This window comes from Streptomyces sp. NPDC042371 (genome assembly GCF_056437465.1).
Genome location: NZ_JBWKAP010000023.1, coordinates 12559 through 28626, shown reverse-complemented (window position 1 = coordinate 28626; position 16068 = coordinate 12559). Strand labels below are relative to the sequence as shown.

Here is a 16068-nt window from a genome sequence, read left to right as displayed (position 1 = left end):
ACTGCCACGCTCGATCGTTCCGTTCTGTGCCGCTGTGCTTCGATGCCTCTACGCGTACGCCGTCGTCGTCGCCGACGATCCCGTCCGCCGCAACTCCGCCCACACCGTGCGCCCGATACCGGGCCCCGCGTCGTGGACGCCCCACGCGCTGCTCACCGCGTCGACAAGAAGCAGTCCCCTCCCGTGCTCCTCATCGGCCCCCCTGTGCACCGGGCGCGGCATCCCTGAACCGCGGCCCTCGTCACGTACGGCTATTCGCAGCTTCTCCGGATCCGCGCAGAGCTCGCAGATGATCCGCCGGCTCGCGGTGTGCACCACGGCATTGGTGACCAGTTCGGAGAGAACGAGTGCCGCCGCGTCGCAGGCGTCGTCGTCGCGCACCGCCCACCCGTCCAGCTGCGTCCGCATCAGGCGTCTGGCCTGTGCGACGGAGCCCGGACGAGGTGCGAGAGCGAAACTGACGCAGACCTCGGCGTCCTCGGGCCAGGCCTCGGCGAGATCGCCAAGACGGCCTCCGGCGGCTTCGGTTCGTAACGGCGCGGGCGGAGTCACGCTCTCCACTATCGCCCCGCCCGGAACACCTTGGCAAGACCCACTCTGAAAAGTGCACAGTGGCGTGTTCCTCCGTGACGGCGCATGGCACACTGCTCGCTACAGCTCGCGGTGCGGTGTGAGTTGAAGCAACGCGGAGTCAGGTGGAGGTAGGAGACGTGAGCGAACCGCGGTCCGCGCCGACCGTCGGCCAGGTCGTTCTCGGTCGTCGCCTGCAGGACCTGCGCGAGAGCGCGGGCCTGAAACGCGAGGAGGCAGCGAAGATCCTGCGCGTCGCCCCCGCCACCGTCCGGCGGATGGAGACGGCCGAGGTCGCGCTGAAGATCCCGTACCTCCAGCTGCTCCTGAAGTCGTACGGAATCGCGGACGACGAGGCCGACGCCTTCGTCATGCTCGCCGAGGAGGCCAACAAGCCCGGCTGGTGGCAGCGGTTCCACGACATCCTGCCCGGCTGGTTCAGCATGTACGTCAGCCTGGAAGGGGCCGCCAGCCTCATCAGGTCGTACGAACCCCACTTCGTGCCCGGACTCCTGCAGACCGAGGAGTACGCGCGCGGAGTGATGCGCTCCGGCGCCATCGGCCAGACCAGGCCCGCGGACATCGAGCGGTACGTGGCGCTGCGCATGGAGCGCCAGGCGCTGCTCACCCGTGAGGACGCGCCCCGCCTGTGGGTCGTGATGGACGAGACCGCGCTGCGCAGGCCCGTGGGCGATGCGGAGGTGATGCGGGGCCAGGTCGACCGGCTGCTCGAAGCCGCCGAACTGCCCCATGTCACGCTGCAGGTCGCGACCTTCGCGGCGGGCCCGCATCCCGGCACGTTCGGACCGTTCGTGCTCTTCCGCTTCGCCATGGCGGAGCTGCCCGACATGGTCTACAGCGAGTACCTGACCGGCGCCGTCTACCTCGACGCGCGCACCGAGGTGGCCACCCACCTCGAGGTCATGGACCGCATGGCGGCGCAGGCCGCCACCGCACAACGCACGAAGGAGATCCTCCGGGACCTCCGCAAGGAGCTGTGACATGGACCGACACCGATCCGGAACGCGCCCTGCCGGTCCGCGTTCACCCGGGGCCCGCGACGACTCGCGCAGCGAGATCAGGGAATCCCGGATCTACAACGGCATGCCCGCCCGCGACCTGGGCACCGAGGGCTGGCACAAGCCCTGGAGCGGCGGCAACGGCGGCAACTGCCTGGAAGCCATGAAGCTGGCCGACGGACGGGTGGCCGTGCGCCAGTCCGCCGACCCCGACGGCCCCGCGCTCATCTACACGTTCGGGGAGATCAACGCGTTCATCCAGGGGGCGAAGGCGGGCGAAGCGGACTTCCTGCTGTCGTGACCGCGTGACGTTCCCCGATCCCCTCGCTTGGAGTTCGCATGACCGACTCGTCGTACATCGACACGAGTAAGCCGCACCCCGCGCGGATGTACGACTGGTTCCTCGGGGGCAAGGACAACTACCCCGTGGACGAGCAGATGGGGCGGCAGCTCGTCGCCATGGACGGGCGGGTCCTGACGACGGCGCGGGCCAACCGGGCGTTCATGCAGCGTGCCACGCGCTGGCTCGCCTCCCAGGGCGTACGGCAGTTCCTGGACATCGGCACCGGCATACCGACCGAGCCGAACCTCCACCAGATCGCGCAGGGGATCGCCCCCGAGACCCGTGTCGTCTACTGCGACAACGACCCCATCGTCCTCGCCCACGCCGCCGCGCTGCTGCGCTCGACCCCGCAGGGCGTCACCGAGTACATCCAGGCGGACTTCCGGGAGCCGGAGCGGATCCTCGAAGAGGCCGCCAAGGTCCTCGACCTCGAACGGCCCGTCGCCCTCTGCCTGGTCGCGCTGCTGCACTTCATCGCGGACGAGGACGGCGCGTACGACCTGGTGGACCGGCTGATGCGGGAGCTGCCGCCCGGCAGCCACCTGATGCTGTCGCACGGCACGGCCGACTTCACCCCGGACACGGCGAAGCAGGCCGCTGAGCTCTACAAGGCGCGTGGCATGACGCTGGCGCTGCGCACCCAGGCCGAGGTGGAACGCTTCTTCGAGGGGTACGAGCTGGTGGTGCCCGGAGTGGCGGTCCTCGACCGGTGGAAGCCTGAGCTGGGCGAGTGGACACCGGAGTCGGCGGAGGGGCCCACTCCGGGGTACGGCGCGGTGGCGCGCAAGCCCTGACGGCGCCGGGCGCCGCCCCGTTCACGCCGTCATCGGGCGGTCGTGCGGTGTGATCGGCGCCGGGAGCTCCGTCGAGCCCGTCAGCCAGCGGTCCACCGCGGCCGCCGTAGCGCGGCCCTCCGCGATCGCCCAGACCACGAGCGACTGGCCGCGTGCCGCGTCGCCGGTCGCGAAGACGCCGGGGACGTTCGTCGCGAAGTGCGCGTCGCGGGCGAGGAGCGCACCCCGCCCGTCGAGGTCCACGCCGAGCTGGTCGAGCAGGCCGCCCGTCGTGCGGTCGGGGCCGGAGAAGCCGAGCGCGAGCAGGACCAGGTCGGCAGGGAGCTCTTGATCGGTGCCCGGCAGGGGGCGCCGGGCCGCGTCGACCTCCGTGAGGTGCAGGGTGCGCACATGGCCCGAGGCGTCGCCGCCGAAGCGGAGCGTGGACGCCGCGAACAGGCGTGCGTCGGTGTCGGGGTCAGTGCCCGTGCCGGTGTCGGCCGCGGGGGCGGTCCGAAGCTCCCTGGCCTCTTCGTGCGCCGGGGAGAGCCGGTGGACCTTCGGGTACGTGGGCCAGGGCTCTGTGGCCTCGTCGCGGGACGTGCCGGGACGGGCGTAGATGTCCAACTGCGTGACGGTCGCCGCCCCTTCGCGGATGGCCGTGCCCAGGCAGTCGGCCCCCGTGTCGCCGCCGCCCACGATGACGACGTGCTTGTCGGCGGCGCTCAGCGGCGACGCGGCCAGATCCCCCTCGCACACGCGGTTGGCGAGCGGCAGATACACCATGGCCTGCTCGATCCCGGCCAGCTCCCGCCCCGGCACGTCCAGGTCCCGCCATGCCGTGGCCCCGACGGCGAGCACCACCGCGTCGTACCGGCGGCGCAGCTCCGCCGCGTCCACGTCCCGCCCGACCTCGGTCGACGTACGGAACCGCACGCCCTCGGCGGCCAACTGCCCCAGCCTGCGCTCCAGATGGGCCTTCTCCATCTTGAAGGCCGGGATCCCGTACCGCAGCAGCCCGCCGGGCCGGTCGTCCCGCTCGTACACCGCGACGGTGTGCCCGGCGCGCGTCAGCTGCTGCGCCGCGGCGAGACCCGCGGGCCCCGATCCGACGACGGCGACGGTCCTGCCGGAGAGGCGCTCCGGGGGGCGCGGCGGGGCGAGGCCGTCGGCCCAGATGCGGTCGGCGACGGCCACTTCGACGTTCTTGATCGTCACGGCGGGCTGGTTGATGGCGAGGACGCAGCCCGCCTCGCACGGGGCGGGACAGAGCCGCCCCGTGAACTCCGGGAAGTTGTTCGTGGCGTGCAGCCGCTCCGCCGCCGCGTGCCAGTCGGCACGGGAGACCAGGTCGTTCCAGTCGGGGATGAGGTTGCCGAGCGGGCACGCCTCGTGGCAGAAGGGGACCCCGCAGTCCATGCAGCGGTCCGCCTGCCGTTCCACGATGGGCAGCAGCGCCCCGGGCACGTACACCTCCTCCCAGTCCTGAACCCGCTCCGCGACGGGACGGCGCGGCCATTCCTGGCGGGAGGTGGTGAGGAAGCCCTTGGGGTCGGCCATGGCCGTCTCCCTCGCGCAGGCTTTTTTGTCACCATACGACGGGTCGGGCCGCGGCGCCCGGTGCGCGGCCGGGGATCGGGAACCGGCCGCGGAGGTCAGGTCAGGGTCAGGTCAGGGCGAGGATGAAGGACGCGGTCGCGGCGAGCGAAGCGACGGTGCGGACGTGGTTCCACGCGGTCCACTCACTGACGTACGTACGCCAGTACGCGGCGCCCTCCGCGCTCTCCTCGTCGACCTTGGCGAGCGCGTCGTTGCGCGGCACGTTCGCCGCGATGGTCACTCCGAACGAGCCGACGAGGTACAGCGCGCTGCCGAGCAGCAGCTCGACCGTGCCCTCGTCCGGCCAGAGCACGAACGTCACGACGGCGAGCACCGCGCAGAGCGCCGCGGCCCCCATGAACACGGCCATGAACGCCGGGGTGACCGCGGCGACGTTGATGCGGTTCATCGCGGCTATGCCCTGGGCCGGAGGCAGCGCGGCAAGGCCCTTCATCACGAAGGTCGAGAATCCGGCGAAGACACCTGCGGCGAGACCGCAGGCGAGCGCCCCCAGCACGGCGAGTACGAAGTACGGTCCGTCGATCATGAACAACTCCCGTGGAGACTGGGGCGGTTACATCGGATGGCGGGCAGCGAGTGATCCTGCAACCCGGCACCCCGTCACCACAAGTCAATTCCCACAGGCCGACGAAGGCCATACGCGACGGTCGCGGCCGCATGCGCCGTCGTCTCGGGGGGGGCATCAGCGTCTCCAACGGCGCCTCTCGGGCCCGGTGGCACCACCCCCCCCAGGTCATCGGTTCGACAGGGGGAACAGCCATGCCGGGCCCGTAGGCCAGCGGGCCTCTTGCAGCTACACGCCTTCGCTCAGCCCATGCAGACAGGACGCTCCGTCCTGCACACCAGTCGGCATCTCAGCGATCAGACGTAATTAGACCTTCGTGCAGTGATGGCGAAGGATGCCGTCAGGGTGACGAGTGCGTATATGAGGAGTGCGGAGAGTGCCAGCGGCGCGGCAACCGGTACGGGAGCCGTGGGACTGAATCCGCCGACGAAGCTGAGGTGCGGGTATGCCACCGCCATCAGCAGATTTCGGGGGTCGTAGCGGCCCAGCACTGGAACGAGCAGGAAGAACACGCAGAAGGCCGGTATCACATACAGCGGTCTTTGCAGTATGAGAGCTACCCCCATCCCGGCAACCGAAAAAAAGATGCCGGTGATGAACAGCATTCCCAGGCTGGGGAGAATATGGAACAGGGGGATATCGTGTGCGGCGTCCACCATGCCGGAATGGATGTTTCCGGACGCCGCGAGGCTGAGGCCGCCGCTGGTGAGCGAAGTCACTGCCAGAGCAGCGACGGACAGCAGTACGGTAACGCAGAGAAGAGCTCCGAGGTGGGCAGTGAACAGCCGTGTATGTCCCGCACGCACTGTGCGGAACTTCAGTGTCTTGAAGTGGTGGTCACGGGTCGCTGCGATGGCTCCGTAGGAAAAGAAGAGCAGGGGCGCCAGTACGAAGCAGGTGACCTGCAGAAGGTTGACTGTCCCCTGGATGGGGTGCAGGTTAGTAAGGGCTTGTCCGGCGTCTTCCCAGGTTTCCCTCAGGGGGGCATCGGAGGAGTCTTCCCCTTGGCCGATGGCACGCTGAAAAGTATACCCGCCCTCACTGCGCAGAAAGTCCCATTCTCTCTGCAGGGAGTCGACGGCGTTCTGCGCTCCGCCGTACGCGCCGAAAGAGAATATGGCAGCTGTAACCGAGAGCGCCATGAGTGAGTAAAGCAGGTGGCGGGAAACCCACTGATAACGAAGATTACTCAGCACTGTTCTCAAAAAGGGCGACATACGCGTCTTCGATGCGGTCACCCCGGGGTCGAGCGAAGTCAATCTGAGTCAATCCATTCATGCGCATGGCAAAAACATCGTCTGCCACGCGGTCGTAGAATCCGAATTGGTGCCCGGAAGAGATGATCACGCTGTTCTGCTTCAGCATTTGAATGGCCCGCTGGAGCCAGCGAAGACTCTCATAGTCCAGCCCGTTGGCCAGCTCGTCCAGGAAGATGTACGCAGGGCGGTCCAGCAGGAGTCCGATGGTGTAGACCTTCTTGCGCTGACCATACGACAGAGCCTTGGCCGGCTTGGTCAGGGCGGACTCGGCCAGTACGCCTTCCGCGACCGCGTGGACCTCGGCAGCGTCGATCCTCCTTCCTAGAAGGAGGCGCAGGTTCTCCAAACTTGACAGGTGCGGGTAGAACGCGCAGTCGTCGAAAACAGGAAATACTCTTTCACGGGCCTTCGTGAGAGGGTGACCGCCGAAGCGCACGGTACCTGAGTATTTCTCCAGGCCCAGGAGGCATTTGAAGAGGGTGGTCTTCCCTGCCCCATTCGGCCCCAGAAGGTGACTCACGCGACCCTTGTGGAAGTCTGCTGACACAGCTTCCAGTACCATCTGCCGACCGTAACTTTTCGTCACGTTCCGTACGCTGATCACTCGAAGATTCTCTTTCATCTGAGGGGCAGGCAACCCGCCCTGGGGATAATAATGAGTTGCCCACCGCGTCAGTATTGTTACATAGAATTCCTCGCGCTATCCTTTCCAGCTCCAACCTCCGGATTTGTTTCCGGAGAAGTAGTGGGTGTAGTCCTTCGAGTAGGCCTTGACGCTTCCCCAGGGTGTGGGAATCCCGGCTCCGATGGAATTCTTGGCGCGCCATTTATGAGTGCCGGCGCTGGTCTGGTAGCGGACGATTCCCTTGTTCTTGGCGATGTTCGGGAAAATGTGACCGTTTTCCTGCCATGCCTTCGAGGAGGTCACCTTTTTTCCGTTGTAGCCGAAGTAGACGGTGTCCCTGGTCCACATCAAAGCACTACCGCGCTTGAACTGGGCTTTGCGGTACTTGGTTTTGCTGGCGGCGCGGGCCATCGGCTGATCCGGCTCCTCAGGAGTGGGGCCGTACTCCGCTCTGGAAAGGTCGCCTCCTACGGGTTCCGGCTCAGCGGTGAACGCGGCGAGTTGCTGAGGGGTCAGCTGCTCTGGATCAACAGCGACTCCCTCCTCGTTGACGGCCAAGGGCTCTGCCGAGGACGCCGCCCATGCTGCAGGGGATACGGCGGCAAGCGCGATGCCGGTGGCAGCCGCTGCAGTTGCGAGCTTTTTTCTCATCAGGTGTCTCCGTTCGCTGTCACTGAAACGATCTTGAAGACTCCGGTTTCATGGTTCAACCCGCGCAGGCACAAGCGGAATGTATGAGCCCATAAGTCGGCCGTATGGGCTGGCTGCGGGGGGGCAGGTGGGGGCCTGCGCCCTGCGACCTACGGTCTATGCGCGCGCCATCCGTGCAGGGTCGTCTGCACCGTGGCGGCGATCCGCCGCCGCGCCTGCCCGCGAGGCACCCCGCTCATCAGCAGCCGGTCGTACGGCGTGGCCGTGTGGCGCACCGCCGCCGCGACCGCGGCCGTCACCGCCCCCTCGGACAGGGCCCGGCCCGCCGCGCTGCGTCCCACCCGGCCGCTGCCCCGCACCGAGGCGTGCGCGGCGATGGCGCGGGCGTGGTCCAGGGGGCAGCCGGGGAAGAGCCGGTGGATCTCCGCGGCGAACGCCTCCGTGAACCGGACGTCCTCCGCGGCCCGGCGCGCCGCGTCGCGGGACCGGCGCCGCGCCCTTGCCTCCGCGTCCGCCAGGCAGCGCTCCTCGGCGCGGGCGAGCGCGGCCTCCTCGACGAGGACGCCCTGCCGCTCGTACCGGGCGCGGCGCCGGTGGAAGCGGACGACGACCGCCTAGAGCCCGCTGCCCTCGCGGGCCCGGCGGGTGAGCGCCGTGTCGCCGCGCGGCAGGTACACGAGGTGTCCCAGGTCGGCGCAGTCCAGGCAGCGTGGCTCACCGGCCTCCAGGGCGACCAGCGGAAGCGGTCCGGCGTGGCACTCCGCGCAGCGCCGCCGCTTCAACGGCTGGAAGACCAGGGGTCCGGCGCGGGCGGCAGGGGCGGCGGGGGATACGGGGGATACGGGGGAGCTCGCCATGCCCCTCTCATCCCCGCGACCGCTCCGGGCGAAGCCGCACCGCCGCCCGGCGAAACCGCACCGCTGCCCGGCGAAACCGCACCGCTGCCCGGAAGCCGCACCGCTTTCCCGCAGTCGTGGCGGCGCCCGGCATCATGGGCCCGTGCGACTCGAACCGATCACCTGGGAACGACTGGCCGACACCCTCGCCGACCGCCTGCTCGACCTGAAGACGGCCGACGGGGGCGCCTGGCCGCGCATCGCCGTGGACGGAGCACCGGCCGGGGACACCGGCGAGCTGGCGCGCCGGGTGGCCGACGCGCTGCGGCTGCGGGGACGGAGCGCCCTCGTGGTCGGCACGGAGGGTTTCCTGCGGCCCGCGTCGCTGCGGTTCGAGTACGGCCACGAGGACGTGGAGGCGTACTACAGCGGGTGGTTCGACACCGGCGCGCTGTGGCGGGAGGTCTTCGGGCCGCTCGACCCCGGCGGCACGGGGCGGGTCCTGCCCGATCTGTGGGACCCGGCGGCCGACCGCGCGACCCGCAGTCCGTATGTGCAACTGCCGCCCGGCGGGCTGCTGTTGCTGCACGGGCCGCTGCTCCTCGGCCACTGGTTCCCGTTCGACCTGACCCTGCACGTGCGGCTCTCGCCGGGCGCCCTTGCGCGGCGCACGCCGGAGGGCGAGCGATGGACGCTGCCCGCTTTCGAACGGTACGAGACGGAGGCCGACCCCGCCGCCGCGGCCGACGTGGTGGTGCGGGCGGACGACCCGCGGCATCCGGCGTGGAGCGGGTGACCGGGCTTCGGCAGGCTCCGGATGCGTGCCGACGGGCCCGCCGCGAGAATGAGGAGCGCCGGGACCAGCCGCGCCTCCGCGCCGCGCCGGACACTGCCCGGCAACGGGAGGTAGTGATGACCACCGCCGGAGACATCATGCACCGGGGTGCCCAGTGGATCCCCAAGCACGAGACCCTGGACCGCGCCGCCCAGCTGATGCGCGAACTCGACGTGGGCGCGCTGCCCATCAGCGACGAGAACGAACGGCTCTGCGGCATCCTCACCGACCGCGACATCGTCGTCGGCTGTGTGGCCATGGGGCACGACCCGTCCCGGATCACCGCGGGCGACATGGCCAAGGGCACGCCGCGCTGGATCGACTCGGGCGCCGACGTCGACGAGGTCCTGCGGGAGATGCAGGGCCACCAGATCCGTCGGCTGCCGGTGATCGAGAACAAGCGGCTCGTCGGCATGATCAGCGAGGCCGACCTGGCCACCCACCTCGACGACGACCAGCTCGTGGGCTGGGTCGAGAGCGTGTACGCCAGGAGCTGACCCTGCTCCTCAGAGCCAGCCGCTCCGCCGGAAGCCGCGGTACAGCGTCACACAGGCCGCCGCGATCAACGACATGACGAGCGGATAGCCGAACCGCCAGTGCAGTTCGGGCATGTGGTCGAAGTTCATGCCGTACATCCCGCAGACCATCGTCGGCACCGCGATGACCGCGGCCCAAGCGGTGATCTTCCGCATGTCCTCGTTCTGCGCGACCGTCACCTGCGCCAGGTGCGCCTGGAGGATCGAGTTCAGCAACTCGTCGAAGGCGGCGATCTGTTCGGTGGCACGCTTCAAGTGGTCGTCGACGTCCCGGAAATACGCCTGTATCTCCGGGGCGATGACGCGCATCGGCTGGGTGGCGAGCACCTGGAGCGGACGGCCGAGCGGCACCACCGCCCGCTTCAGTTCCAGCAGTTCGCGCTTGAGCTGGTAGATCCGGCCGGGGTCGGCCCGCGCGCCGTCCGGGGCGAACACGTCCGTCTCGACCTGGTCGATGTCCGACTGCACGGCGTCGGTCGCCGCGAGATAGTCGTCCACCACGTGGTCCGCGAGGGCGTGCAAGACCGCGGCCGGTCCCTGGGCGAGCTGGTCGGGCGCCGCTTCGAGCTCCTCGCGCATCGGGCCGAGCGAGCCGTGCCTGCCGTGCCGGACGGTGATGACGAAGTCCCGGCCGACGAAGACCATGATCTCGCCGGTGTCCACCACCTCGCTGGTCGCGGTCAGTTCGGTGTGTTCGACGTAGCAGACGGTCTTGAAGACGGCGAACAGCGTCTGGTCGTACCGCTCGACCTTCGGGCGCTGGTGCGCGTGCACCGCGTCCTCCACGGCGAGGGGGTGCAGGCCGAAGAGCTCGGCGATGTCGGCGAACTCCGCCTCCGTCGGCTCGTGCAGCCCCAGCCAGACGAAGCCGTCACCGGTCTTGCGGATGCGCTCCACCGACTCGACCAGATCGCGGTCCGGCGGCTGGCGCACGCCTTCGCGATACGTCACGCAGTTCACCACCGACGAGCCCAGCGGGGAGCGGGACGGGTGGCTCAGGTCGACACGGGCGCCGCGGCGGGCCAGCCGCGCGACCTTCCGGAGGCCGCCGACCCCGCGCAGGCCGCCGACCTTGCGCAGGCTTCCGACCTTGCGCAGATTGCCTGCCATCGACATGTGGGCTCCTCGCACCGACGATTTGGCGTGCCAGTCTGCCAGTACGTTCCGGCAGCTCGCCAAGGCCTGGGGGAACGGAGAACTCCGTTCCGGATTGCCCGGTTCTGCCTCCCGGGAGCAAGCGGGACAACTGGGATGATCGCCGCATGACGCGAATCGACGGTCATCTCCTCGACCCCCGGCAGTACCCAGGACCCCGTCAGCTCTCCGACCACCGTCAGCTCTCCGACGCCCGGCAGCCCGGGGCGCTGTCGTGCGCCGACGCCTTCGCCGCCCTCTTCGACCCCACGACCTTCGGGCATGTCGAACGCCTCGGCATCGGTCCCGGCTGGCGCTGCTGGGAGGTCGGGGCGGGCGGCACCTCCGTGATCTCGTGGCTCGCCAAGCGGGTCGGCCCCACCGGACGGGTCCTGGCGACCGACATCGACACGTCGTGGCAGACCCGCGCCGCGCGCTCGCCCCTCGAAGTGCGGGTCCACGACATCGCGGCCGACCCGCCGCCGGTCGGGGGCTTCGACCTCGTGCACGCGCGGCTCGTCCTGGCCGACGTGTCCGACCGGGAGCGGGCCCTGGCGTCGATGCTCAGGGCGCTGCGGCCCGGCGGCAGGCTGCTCGTCGAGGAGCCCGACCCCGCGCTCCAGCCACTGGCCTGCCCCGACGAGCACGGCCCCGCCCAGGAGGCGGCGAACCGGCTGCGCCACGGGGTGCGCGCGCTGCTCACCGAGCGGGGCGCCGACCTCGCGTACGGGCGCAGGCTGCCCCGGCTGCTGCGCGACGCTGGCCTGCGCCAGGTGGCGTCCGACGTGTACTTCCCGCTCTCCTCCCCGGCCAGTGCGGCCCTGGAGACGGCGACGCTCCAACAGCTGCGCCCGGAGCTGACCGCCTCGGGCCTGGCCACGCCCGAGGACATCGACCACCACCTGGCGAACGCCGCGGCGGGCACCCTGGACCTGGCGACGGCGCCGCTGATCTCGGCGTGGGGGAGGAAGGCGTAGCGGCTGACGGGGGGGCGTGCGGGGGCGCGGTCCCCCTGCGCCGGGGGTGTCACATGCGCAGGGAGTGTCACGTCGTCGGTGCCGGGTCCGGCGGTCTGCCGCCGATGAGCTCCACCGCCCGCGCCCCCGCGCCGCACCCCTCCGCCGCCGCCTCGCGCAGCCCCGCCCCGGCCAGCCGCGCGGCGAGGAACGCGCCGGTGAACGCGTCGCCCGCCCCCGTCGAGTCGCTTGCTCGCGCGGGGGGCGCCGGGACCCGGCCGAGCACCTGGCCGTCCTGGGCCACCAGCGCGCCCTCCGCGCCCAGCTTGACCACCACGGCAGGGAAGCGGTGGCTCAGCTTCGACGCCGCGTCCGCCGGGTCGGGCAGCCCGGTGAGCAGCTCCGCCTCGTCCCGGCTCGGCAGCAGCACGGCCACCCCGTCCACCGCCGACAGGAACCGCTCCGCCCCCGACTCCGCGAGGAACCCCGCCGACGCGGGATCCACGCTCACCGGCACCCCGCGCGCGGCGGCCGCCGCCAGCGCCGCGCGGGCGGCCGCCCGGCTCGGCTCGGCGAAGAACAGATAGCCGGAGAGGTGCAGCAGGGCCACGCCGTCGAGGTCCCTGGGCGACCAGTCGGCGGGGGAGAGCCGCAGCGAGGCACCGCTGTCCGTGAGGAACGTGCGCTCCGCCGCGGCGCCCCCGTCCACCAGACAGATCACCGTCCCCGTCGGCGCCCCGGCATCGACGACGAGCCGGGGCCGCACCCCCGCGCGCGTGAGGGCCGCCTCGTGCCACGCCGCGGAGTCGGCGCCGACCCGCCCGATGAGCCGTACGTCGGGGCTGCCCCGATGCGCGGCCCAGCAGGCCACGTTGGCGCCCGCGCCGCCCGGCACGGTGCGGATGGCCGCCGCCGTGTCGGTGCCCGGCGAGAGCGCGGTCCGGTGCCGGGCCACGATGTCGGTGACGACGTCCCCGACGACCAGCAGGGCGGTGGGGGCCGTACGCGGCGGCAGGCCCGTGCCGGGCTCTTCGGCGGCCGGTCCGTCGGCCGCCCGTACGTTCAACGCCCGGCCCAGGCCGTCGCGATCCGCCCCGCGAGCCGCACATTGCCGCGGACCGCCGCGAGATTGGCCTCCAGCGACGCGCCCCCGGTGCGCCGCACCAGCTCCCCCAGGAGGAACGGCGTGATCGCCTGCCCCGTGATGCCCCGTTCCTCGCAGGCCGCCAGCGCTTCGGCGAGCACGCGCGCGTGGAGTGCCGGATCGAGCTGCTCGGCACGCGGCACCGGATTGGCCACGATCAGCGCCGCGTCCGGGCCGCCGAGTGCGTCCTGGGCCCGTATCACCTCGGCGACCTCGTCGGGCGTGTGCAGCGTCCAGTCCACCGGATGCCCGGAGTCGGCGAGGTAGAAGCCGGGGAAGCGGTCGGTCCCGTACCCCGCCACGGCGACGCCAAGCGTCTCCAGCCGCTCCAGGGTCGCGCCGACGTCCAGGATCGACTTCACGCCCGCGCACACCACCGCGATCCTGGTGCGGGCGAGCAGTCCCAGGTCGGCCGACTCGTCCTGCGCCTGCGTCCACTGCCGGTGCACCCCGCCGAGCCCGCCCGTGGCGAACACCCGCACGCCCGCGCGGGCGGCGAGCAGCGCCGTGGCCGACACCGTCGTGGCGCCGCTCGCGGCCGTCGCGACGGCGAGGGGCAGGTCGCGGTGGCCGAGCTTGCGGATGCCGTCGTCGTGCGCGACGCGCTGCAGCTGGTCCTTGGTCAGGCCGACCCGCGGGAGGCCGTCCAGTACGGCGATCGTCGCAGGGACGGCGCCTTCGTCCCGTACGACCGCTTCGAGCTCCTCGGCCACCTGGAGGTTGCGCGGCCGTGGCAGGCCGTGCGCGATGATCGTGGACTCCAGGGCCACCACGGGTCGTTGCTCCGCGACCGCCGACCGCACCTCTTCGGACACCACCAGCACGGGCCTGCCTCCTGCCTGTCGGGTCTCCCCTCATCCCTGGCGGGCGGCGCGTTCCGTCAAACCCCCGCCGCCGGGGGGCCGCCCGGCCCCGGGCTAGGGTGACCGGCCATGACCACGAATGATCAGACTGTTTCGTCTTTTGCCGTGCACATTCCGGATGTTGAGCTGGAGGTCGAGCCGCTCGACCCGGCACAGATCGTCTCCGGAGACCCGGTGGTGACCGGCAAGGTGCTGTGGGAGTCCGCCGACGGCAAGCAGCTGCGCGGCATCTGGCAGATCACGCCGGGCGTGGTCACCGACACCGAGGCCAATGAGCTCTTCGTGGTCGTCAGCGGCCGCGCCACCGTCGAGGTCGCGGGCGGCGACACCCTGGAGATCGGACCGGGCGACGCCGCCGTGCTGCGCGAGGGCGACCGCACCACCTGGACCGTGCACGAGACGCTCCGCAAGGCGTACCACATCACGCTCCCGTGACCGCGCCGCACACCTTCTCTCACGCCTTCTTGAGCGCCCTGCGGACGGCGAGCGCGGCCATCGGCAGCAGCACGCAGACGCCGACCAGGTTGAGCCAGCCGTAACTCGCCCGGGCGACGATCAGCCCCGCGGCGGCGCCGCCGATGCCCGCCGCCGCGTTCATCGTCAGGTCCGAAAGGCCCTGCACGGCCGCCCGGGCGGGCTGCGGCACCGAGTCGGTGAGCAGCGCCGAACCGGAGACCAGGCCCGCGGACCAGCCGAGGCCCAGCAGGAAGAGCCCCGCGGCGGTCTGGCCGTGGCTGGGCCCCGCGGTGCCCGCAAGCAGCGCGGCGCAGCACAGCAGCCCCACCGCGAGCCCGATCACCGAGAGCCTGCCGAACCGGTCCGCGAGCCAGCCCATCACCGGCGAGAACGCGTACATGCCCGCGATGTGGCCACTGATGACCAGCCCGACCAGCTGCAGGTCCGCGCCGTGATGCCCCAGGTCGACCGGGGTCATCACCATGATCGAGACCATCACGGTGTGCGAGGCGGCCACCGTCACCAGGGCGAGGCGTGCCATCGGCGATGCGACCACCGCCGCGATGCCTGCCTTCAGTGAGCGGCTCTGTGCGGTCCCGCTCTCCTGCGGTGCCAGGGCGCGGGCCGTGAGCAGCGGATCGGGCCGCAGCAGCACCTCCACCACCAGGGCGGCCACCGCGAAGATCCCGGCGGCGAAGAGGAAGGGACCGGCCTCCTTGGGGATGGCGGTGTCGGTGAAGATCCGGCTCGTGGGCGCGGAGATGTTCGGCCCCAGCACGGAGCCGATGGTCGTGGCCCAGATGACGTGGGAGATGGCACGCCCGCGGCGGTCGGGCTCCGCGAGGTCGGCCGCGGCGAACCGGGCCTGCAGGGTCGCCAGCGAGCCCGCGCCGAAGGCCGCCATGCCGAGCAGCAGCAGGGCGAAGCTCTCGACGACCGAGGCGAGCACGACGATCCCCGCGCCCAGCGCGCCGATCACGTACGCCATGACGAGCCCGGCACGCCGTCCGCGCGAGTTCATCAGCGCGGCCAGCGGCAGCGAAAGGAGGGCCGTGCCTGCCACGGAGGCCGTCGGCGCGAGGCCGGACAGCGCCTCCGTCCCGCTCACGTCGGTGGCCAGCATCGGAGCCAGCGCGATGCCGATCGGCACCCCGAGGCCGCCCAGGATCTGACTGGCGATCAGTACCGCGTTCGTGCGGCGACGCAGCGCGGGCAGGGCTTCCGGGCCGGGTATGTCAGGGGCGTCGACGGTCGAAGTCACTGACGCAGTGTGTCAGGACGTTCGTACGTCCGAAACAGCGAACAGTCGGACAGGCTTCTGTCAGAACAGTGGCTGGGGGAGCACCCCTTCGAGGGCGAGCAGTTGCCGCTTGGTCTCCAGGCCGCCCCCGAAGCCGCCGATTCCGCCGTCGCTCTCCACCACGCGGTGGCACGGCACCACGACCGGCAGGGGGTTGGAGCCCATCGCCAGGCCCACGGCCTGGGCCGCACCGGGTTGGCCGACGCGCCGGGCGAGGTCTCCATAGCCCACCACCGCGCCGTACGGCACGCCGGAGGCGAGCTCGCGCAGCACCCGGCGGTTGAAGCCGGTGATCAGGGACCAGTCGAGCGCCAGCTCGAAGTCGTGCCGCTCGCCCGCGAAGTACTCCCGGAGCTGGCGTATCGCCTTGGCGAGCAGGGGTGAGTCCGGTGCGTGGACCGGCTCGGCGCCGAGGCGGGCGCCGAGCCGGTCCAGGGTCTTGTCGCGCACCGCCTCCGTGGCATGGAAGCCCACGGTGACCAGGCCTTCGCCGGTCGCGACGAGCAGCAGTGGACCGATGTCGCTGTCGACGACGGCCCACACGGCCGCACGCTGGTCCTGCGCCATGGCGTTCATGTCGACC

18 protein-coding genes and 1 pseudogene are annotated in these 16068 nt (G+C 71.0%); 7 read left to right on the top strand and 12 right to left on the bottom strand.

Annotated elements, in window-relative coordinates; genetic code table 11:
* Nucleotides 1-48: 48 nt before the first annotated feature.
* Complete coding sequence (locus AC068B_RS39485; protein WP_478676293.1) at nucleotides 49-552, bottom strand: ATP-binding protein; 504 nt, start codon at nucleotides 550-552, stop codon at nucleotides 49-51.
* A gap of 158 nt (nucleotides 553-710) precedes the next feature.
* Between AC068B_RS39485 and AC068B_RS39480 the strand changes: the two genes are divergently transcribed.
* The 3 genes from AC068B_RS39480 (at nucleotide 711) to AC068B_RS39470 (ending at nucleotide 2726) form a co-directional block, all read left to right on the top strand.
* Entirely contained in the window at nucleotides 711-1571 is an 861-nt protein-coding gene (locus tag AC068B_RS39480) for a helix-turn-helix domain-containing protein (RefSeq protein WP_356264062.1), read from the top strand.
* Nucleotides 1572-1674: 103 nt separating this feature from the next.
* Entirely contained in the window at nucleotides 1675-1890 is a 216-nt protein-coding gene (locus tag AC068B_RS39475; protein WP_356264515.1) for a DUF397 domain-containing protein, read from the top strand.
* Between the two features lie 38 nt (nucleotides 1891-1928).
* Nucleotides 1929-2726 (top strand): SAM-dependent methyltransferase, encoded by a 798-nt coding sequence (locus AC068B_RS39470; protein WP_478676292.1) that lies wholly within the window; start codon nucleotides 1929-1931, stop codon nucleotides 2724-2726.
* A gap of 21 nt (nucleotides 2727-2747) precedes the next feature.
* Here AC068B_RS39470 and AC068B_RS39465 read toward each other — a convergent pair whose 3' ends face one another.
* From AC068B_RS39465 to AC068B_RS39440, 6 genes and pseudogenes are all read right to left on the bottom strand, one after another.
* The gene (locus AC068B_RS39465) at nucleotides 2748-4265 is read right to left on the bottom strand and encodes a glutamate synthase subunit beta (RefSeq protein WP_478676291.1); all 1518 of its coding nucleotides are present in this window, start codon (nucleotides 4263-4265) and stop codon (nucleotides 2748-2750) included.
* Nucleotides 4266-4371: 106 nt separating this feature from the next.
* Nucleotides 4372-4851: an anthrone oxygenase family protein gene (locus tag AC068B_RS39460; protein WP_478676290.1), complete on the bottom strand. Its 480-nt coding sequence runs from the start codon at nucleotides 4849-4851 to the stop codon at nucleotides 4372-4374.
* Between the two features lie 335 nt (nucleotides 4852-5186).
* Complete coding sequence (locus AC068B_RS39455; RefSeq protein ID WP_478676289.1) at nucleotides 5187-6128, bottom strand: hypothetical protein; 942 nt, start codon at nucleotides 6126-6128, stop codon at nucleotides 5187-5189.
* A complete protein-coding gene (locus AC068B_RS39450) occupies nucleotides 6076-6711 on the bottom strand; it encodes an ATP-binding cassette domain-containing protein (RefSeq protein WP_478676288.1) in 636 nt (211 codons plus the stop codon). The genes AC068B_RS39455 and AC068B_RS39450 overlap by 53 nt, the downstream gene beginning before the upstream one ends.
* Before the next feature lie 138 nt (nucleotides 6712-6849).
* The gene (locus AC068B_RS39445) at nucleotides 6850-7425 is read right to left on the bottom strand and encodes a hypothetical protein (protein ID WP_478676287.1); all 576 of its coding nucleotides are present in this window, start codon (nucleotides 7423-7425) and stop codon (nucleotides 6850-6852) included.
* A gap of 149 nt (nucleotides 7426-7574) precedes the next feature.
* Nucleotides 7575-8282 (bottom strand): annotated as a pseudogene (locus AC068B_RS39440) (DUF2293 domain-containing protein).
* A gap of 142 nt (nucleotides 8283-8424) precedes the next feature.
* Between AC068B_RS39440 and AC068B_RS39435 the strand changes: the two are divergent.
* Together AC068B_RS39435 and AC068B_RS39430 are read left to right on the top strand one after the other, a co-directional pair.
* Nucleotides 8425-9057 carry a nucleoside/nucleotide kinase family protein gene (locus tag AC068B_RS39435; RefSeq protein ID WP_478676286.1) on the top strand — a complete coding sequence of 211 codons (633 nt, stop codon included), beginning with the start codon at nucleotides 8425-8427 and terminating at the stop codon, nucleotides 9055-9057.
* Nucleotides 9058-9173: 116 nt separating this feature from the next.
* On the top strand, nucleotides 9174-9593 hold the full coding sequence (locus AC068B_RS39430) for a CBS domain-containing protein (protein ID WP_478676285.1): 420 nt from the start codon (nucleotides 9174-9176) through the stop codon (nucleotides 9591-9593).
* Nucleotides 9594-9602: 9 nt separating this feature from the next.
* Here AC068B_RS39430 and AC068B_RS39425 read toward each other — a convergent pair whose 3' ends face one another.
* Entirely contained in the window at nucleotides 9603-10748 is a 1146-nt protein-coding gene (locus tag AC068B_RS39425) for a magnesium and cobalt transport protein CorA (RefSeq protein WP_478676284.1), read from the bottom strand.
* Nucleotides 10749-10894: 146 nt separating this feature from the next.
* Here AC068B_RS39425 and AC068B_RS39420 point away from each other — a divergent pair, with 146 nt between their 5' ends.
* Nucleotides 10895-11743, top strand: a complete 849-nt coding sequence (locus AC068B_RS39420; protein ID WP_478676283.1) for a methyltransferase domain-containing protein — start codon at nucleotides 10895-10897, stop codon at nucleotides 11741-11743.
* Nucleotides 11744-11810: 67 nt separating this feature from the next.
* On the opposite strand, the gene AC068B_RS39415 is transcribed toward AC068B_RS39420, so the two are convergent.
* Complete coding sequence (locus AC068B_RS39415) at nucleotides 11811-12737, bottom strand: carbohydrate kinase family protein (RefSeq protein ID WP_478676350.1); 927 nt, start codon at nucleotides 12735-12737, stop codon at nucleotides 11811-11813.
* 47 nt (nucleotides 12738-12784) lie between these two features.
* Entirely contained in the window at nucleotides 12785-13690 is a 906-nt protein-coding gene (locus AC068B_RS39410) for a pseudouridine-5'-phosphate glycosidase (RefSeq protein ID WP_478676282.1), read from the bottom strand.
* Between the two features lie 108 nt (nucleotides 13691-13798).
* On the opposite strand from AC068B_RS39410, the gene AC068B_RS39405 reads away from it, so the two are divergent.
* The gene (locus tag AC068B_RS39405; RefSeq protein WP_478676281.1) at nucleotides 13799-14164 is read left to right on the top strand and encodes a cupin domain-containing protein; all 366 of its coding nucleotides are present in this window, start codon (nucleotides 13799-13801) and stop codon (nucleotides 14162-14164) included.
* 19 nt (nucleotides 14165-14183) lie between these two features.
* Here AC068B_RS39405 and AC068B_RS39400 read toward each other — a convergent pair whose 3' ends face one another.
* Both AC068B_RS39400 and AC068B_RS39395 read right to left on the bottom strand, forming a co-directional pair.
* Nucleotides 14184-15446, bottom strand: a complete 1263-nt coding sequence (locus tag AC068B_RS39400; protein WP_478676280.1) for an MFS transporter — start codon at nucleotides 15444-15446, stop codon at nucleotides 14184-14186.
* A 60-nt stretch (nucleotides 15447-15506) separates the two neighbouring features.
* On the bottom strand, nucleotides 15507-16061 hold the full coding sequence (locus AC068B_RS39395) for a methylated-DNA--[protein]-cysteine S-methyltransferase (RefSeq protein ID WP_478676279.1): 555 nt from the start codon (nucleotides 16059-16061) through the stop codon (nucleotides 15507-15509).
* Between the last annotated feature and the right edge of the window lie 7 nt (nucleotides 16062-16068).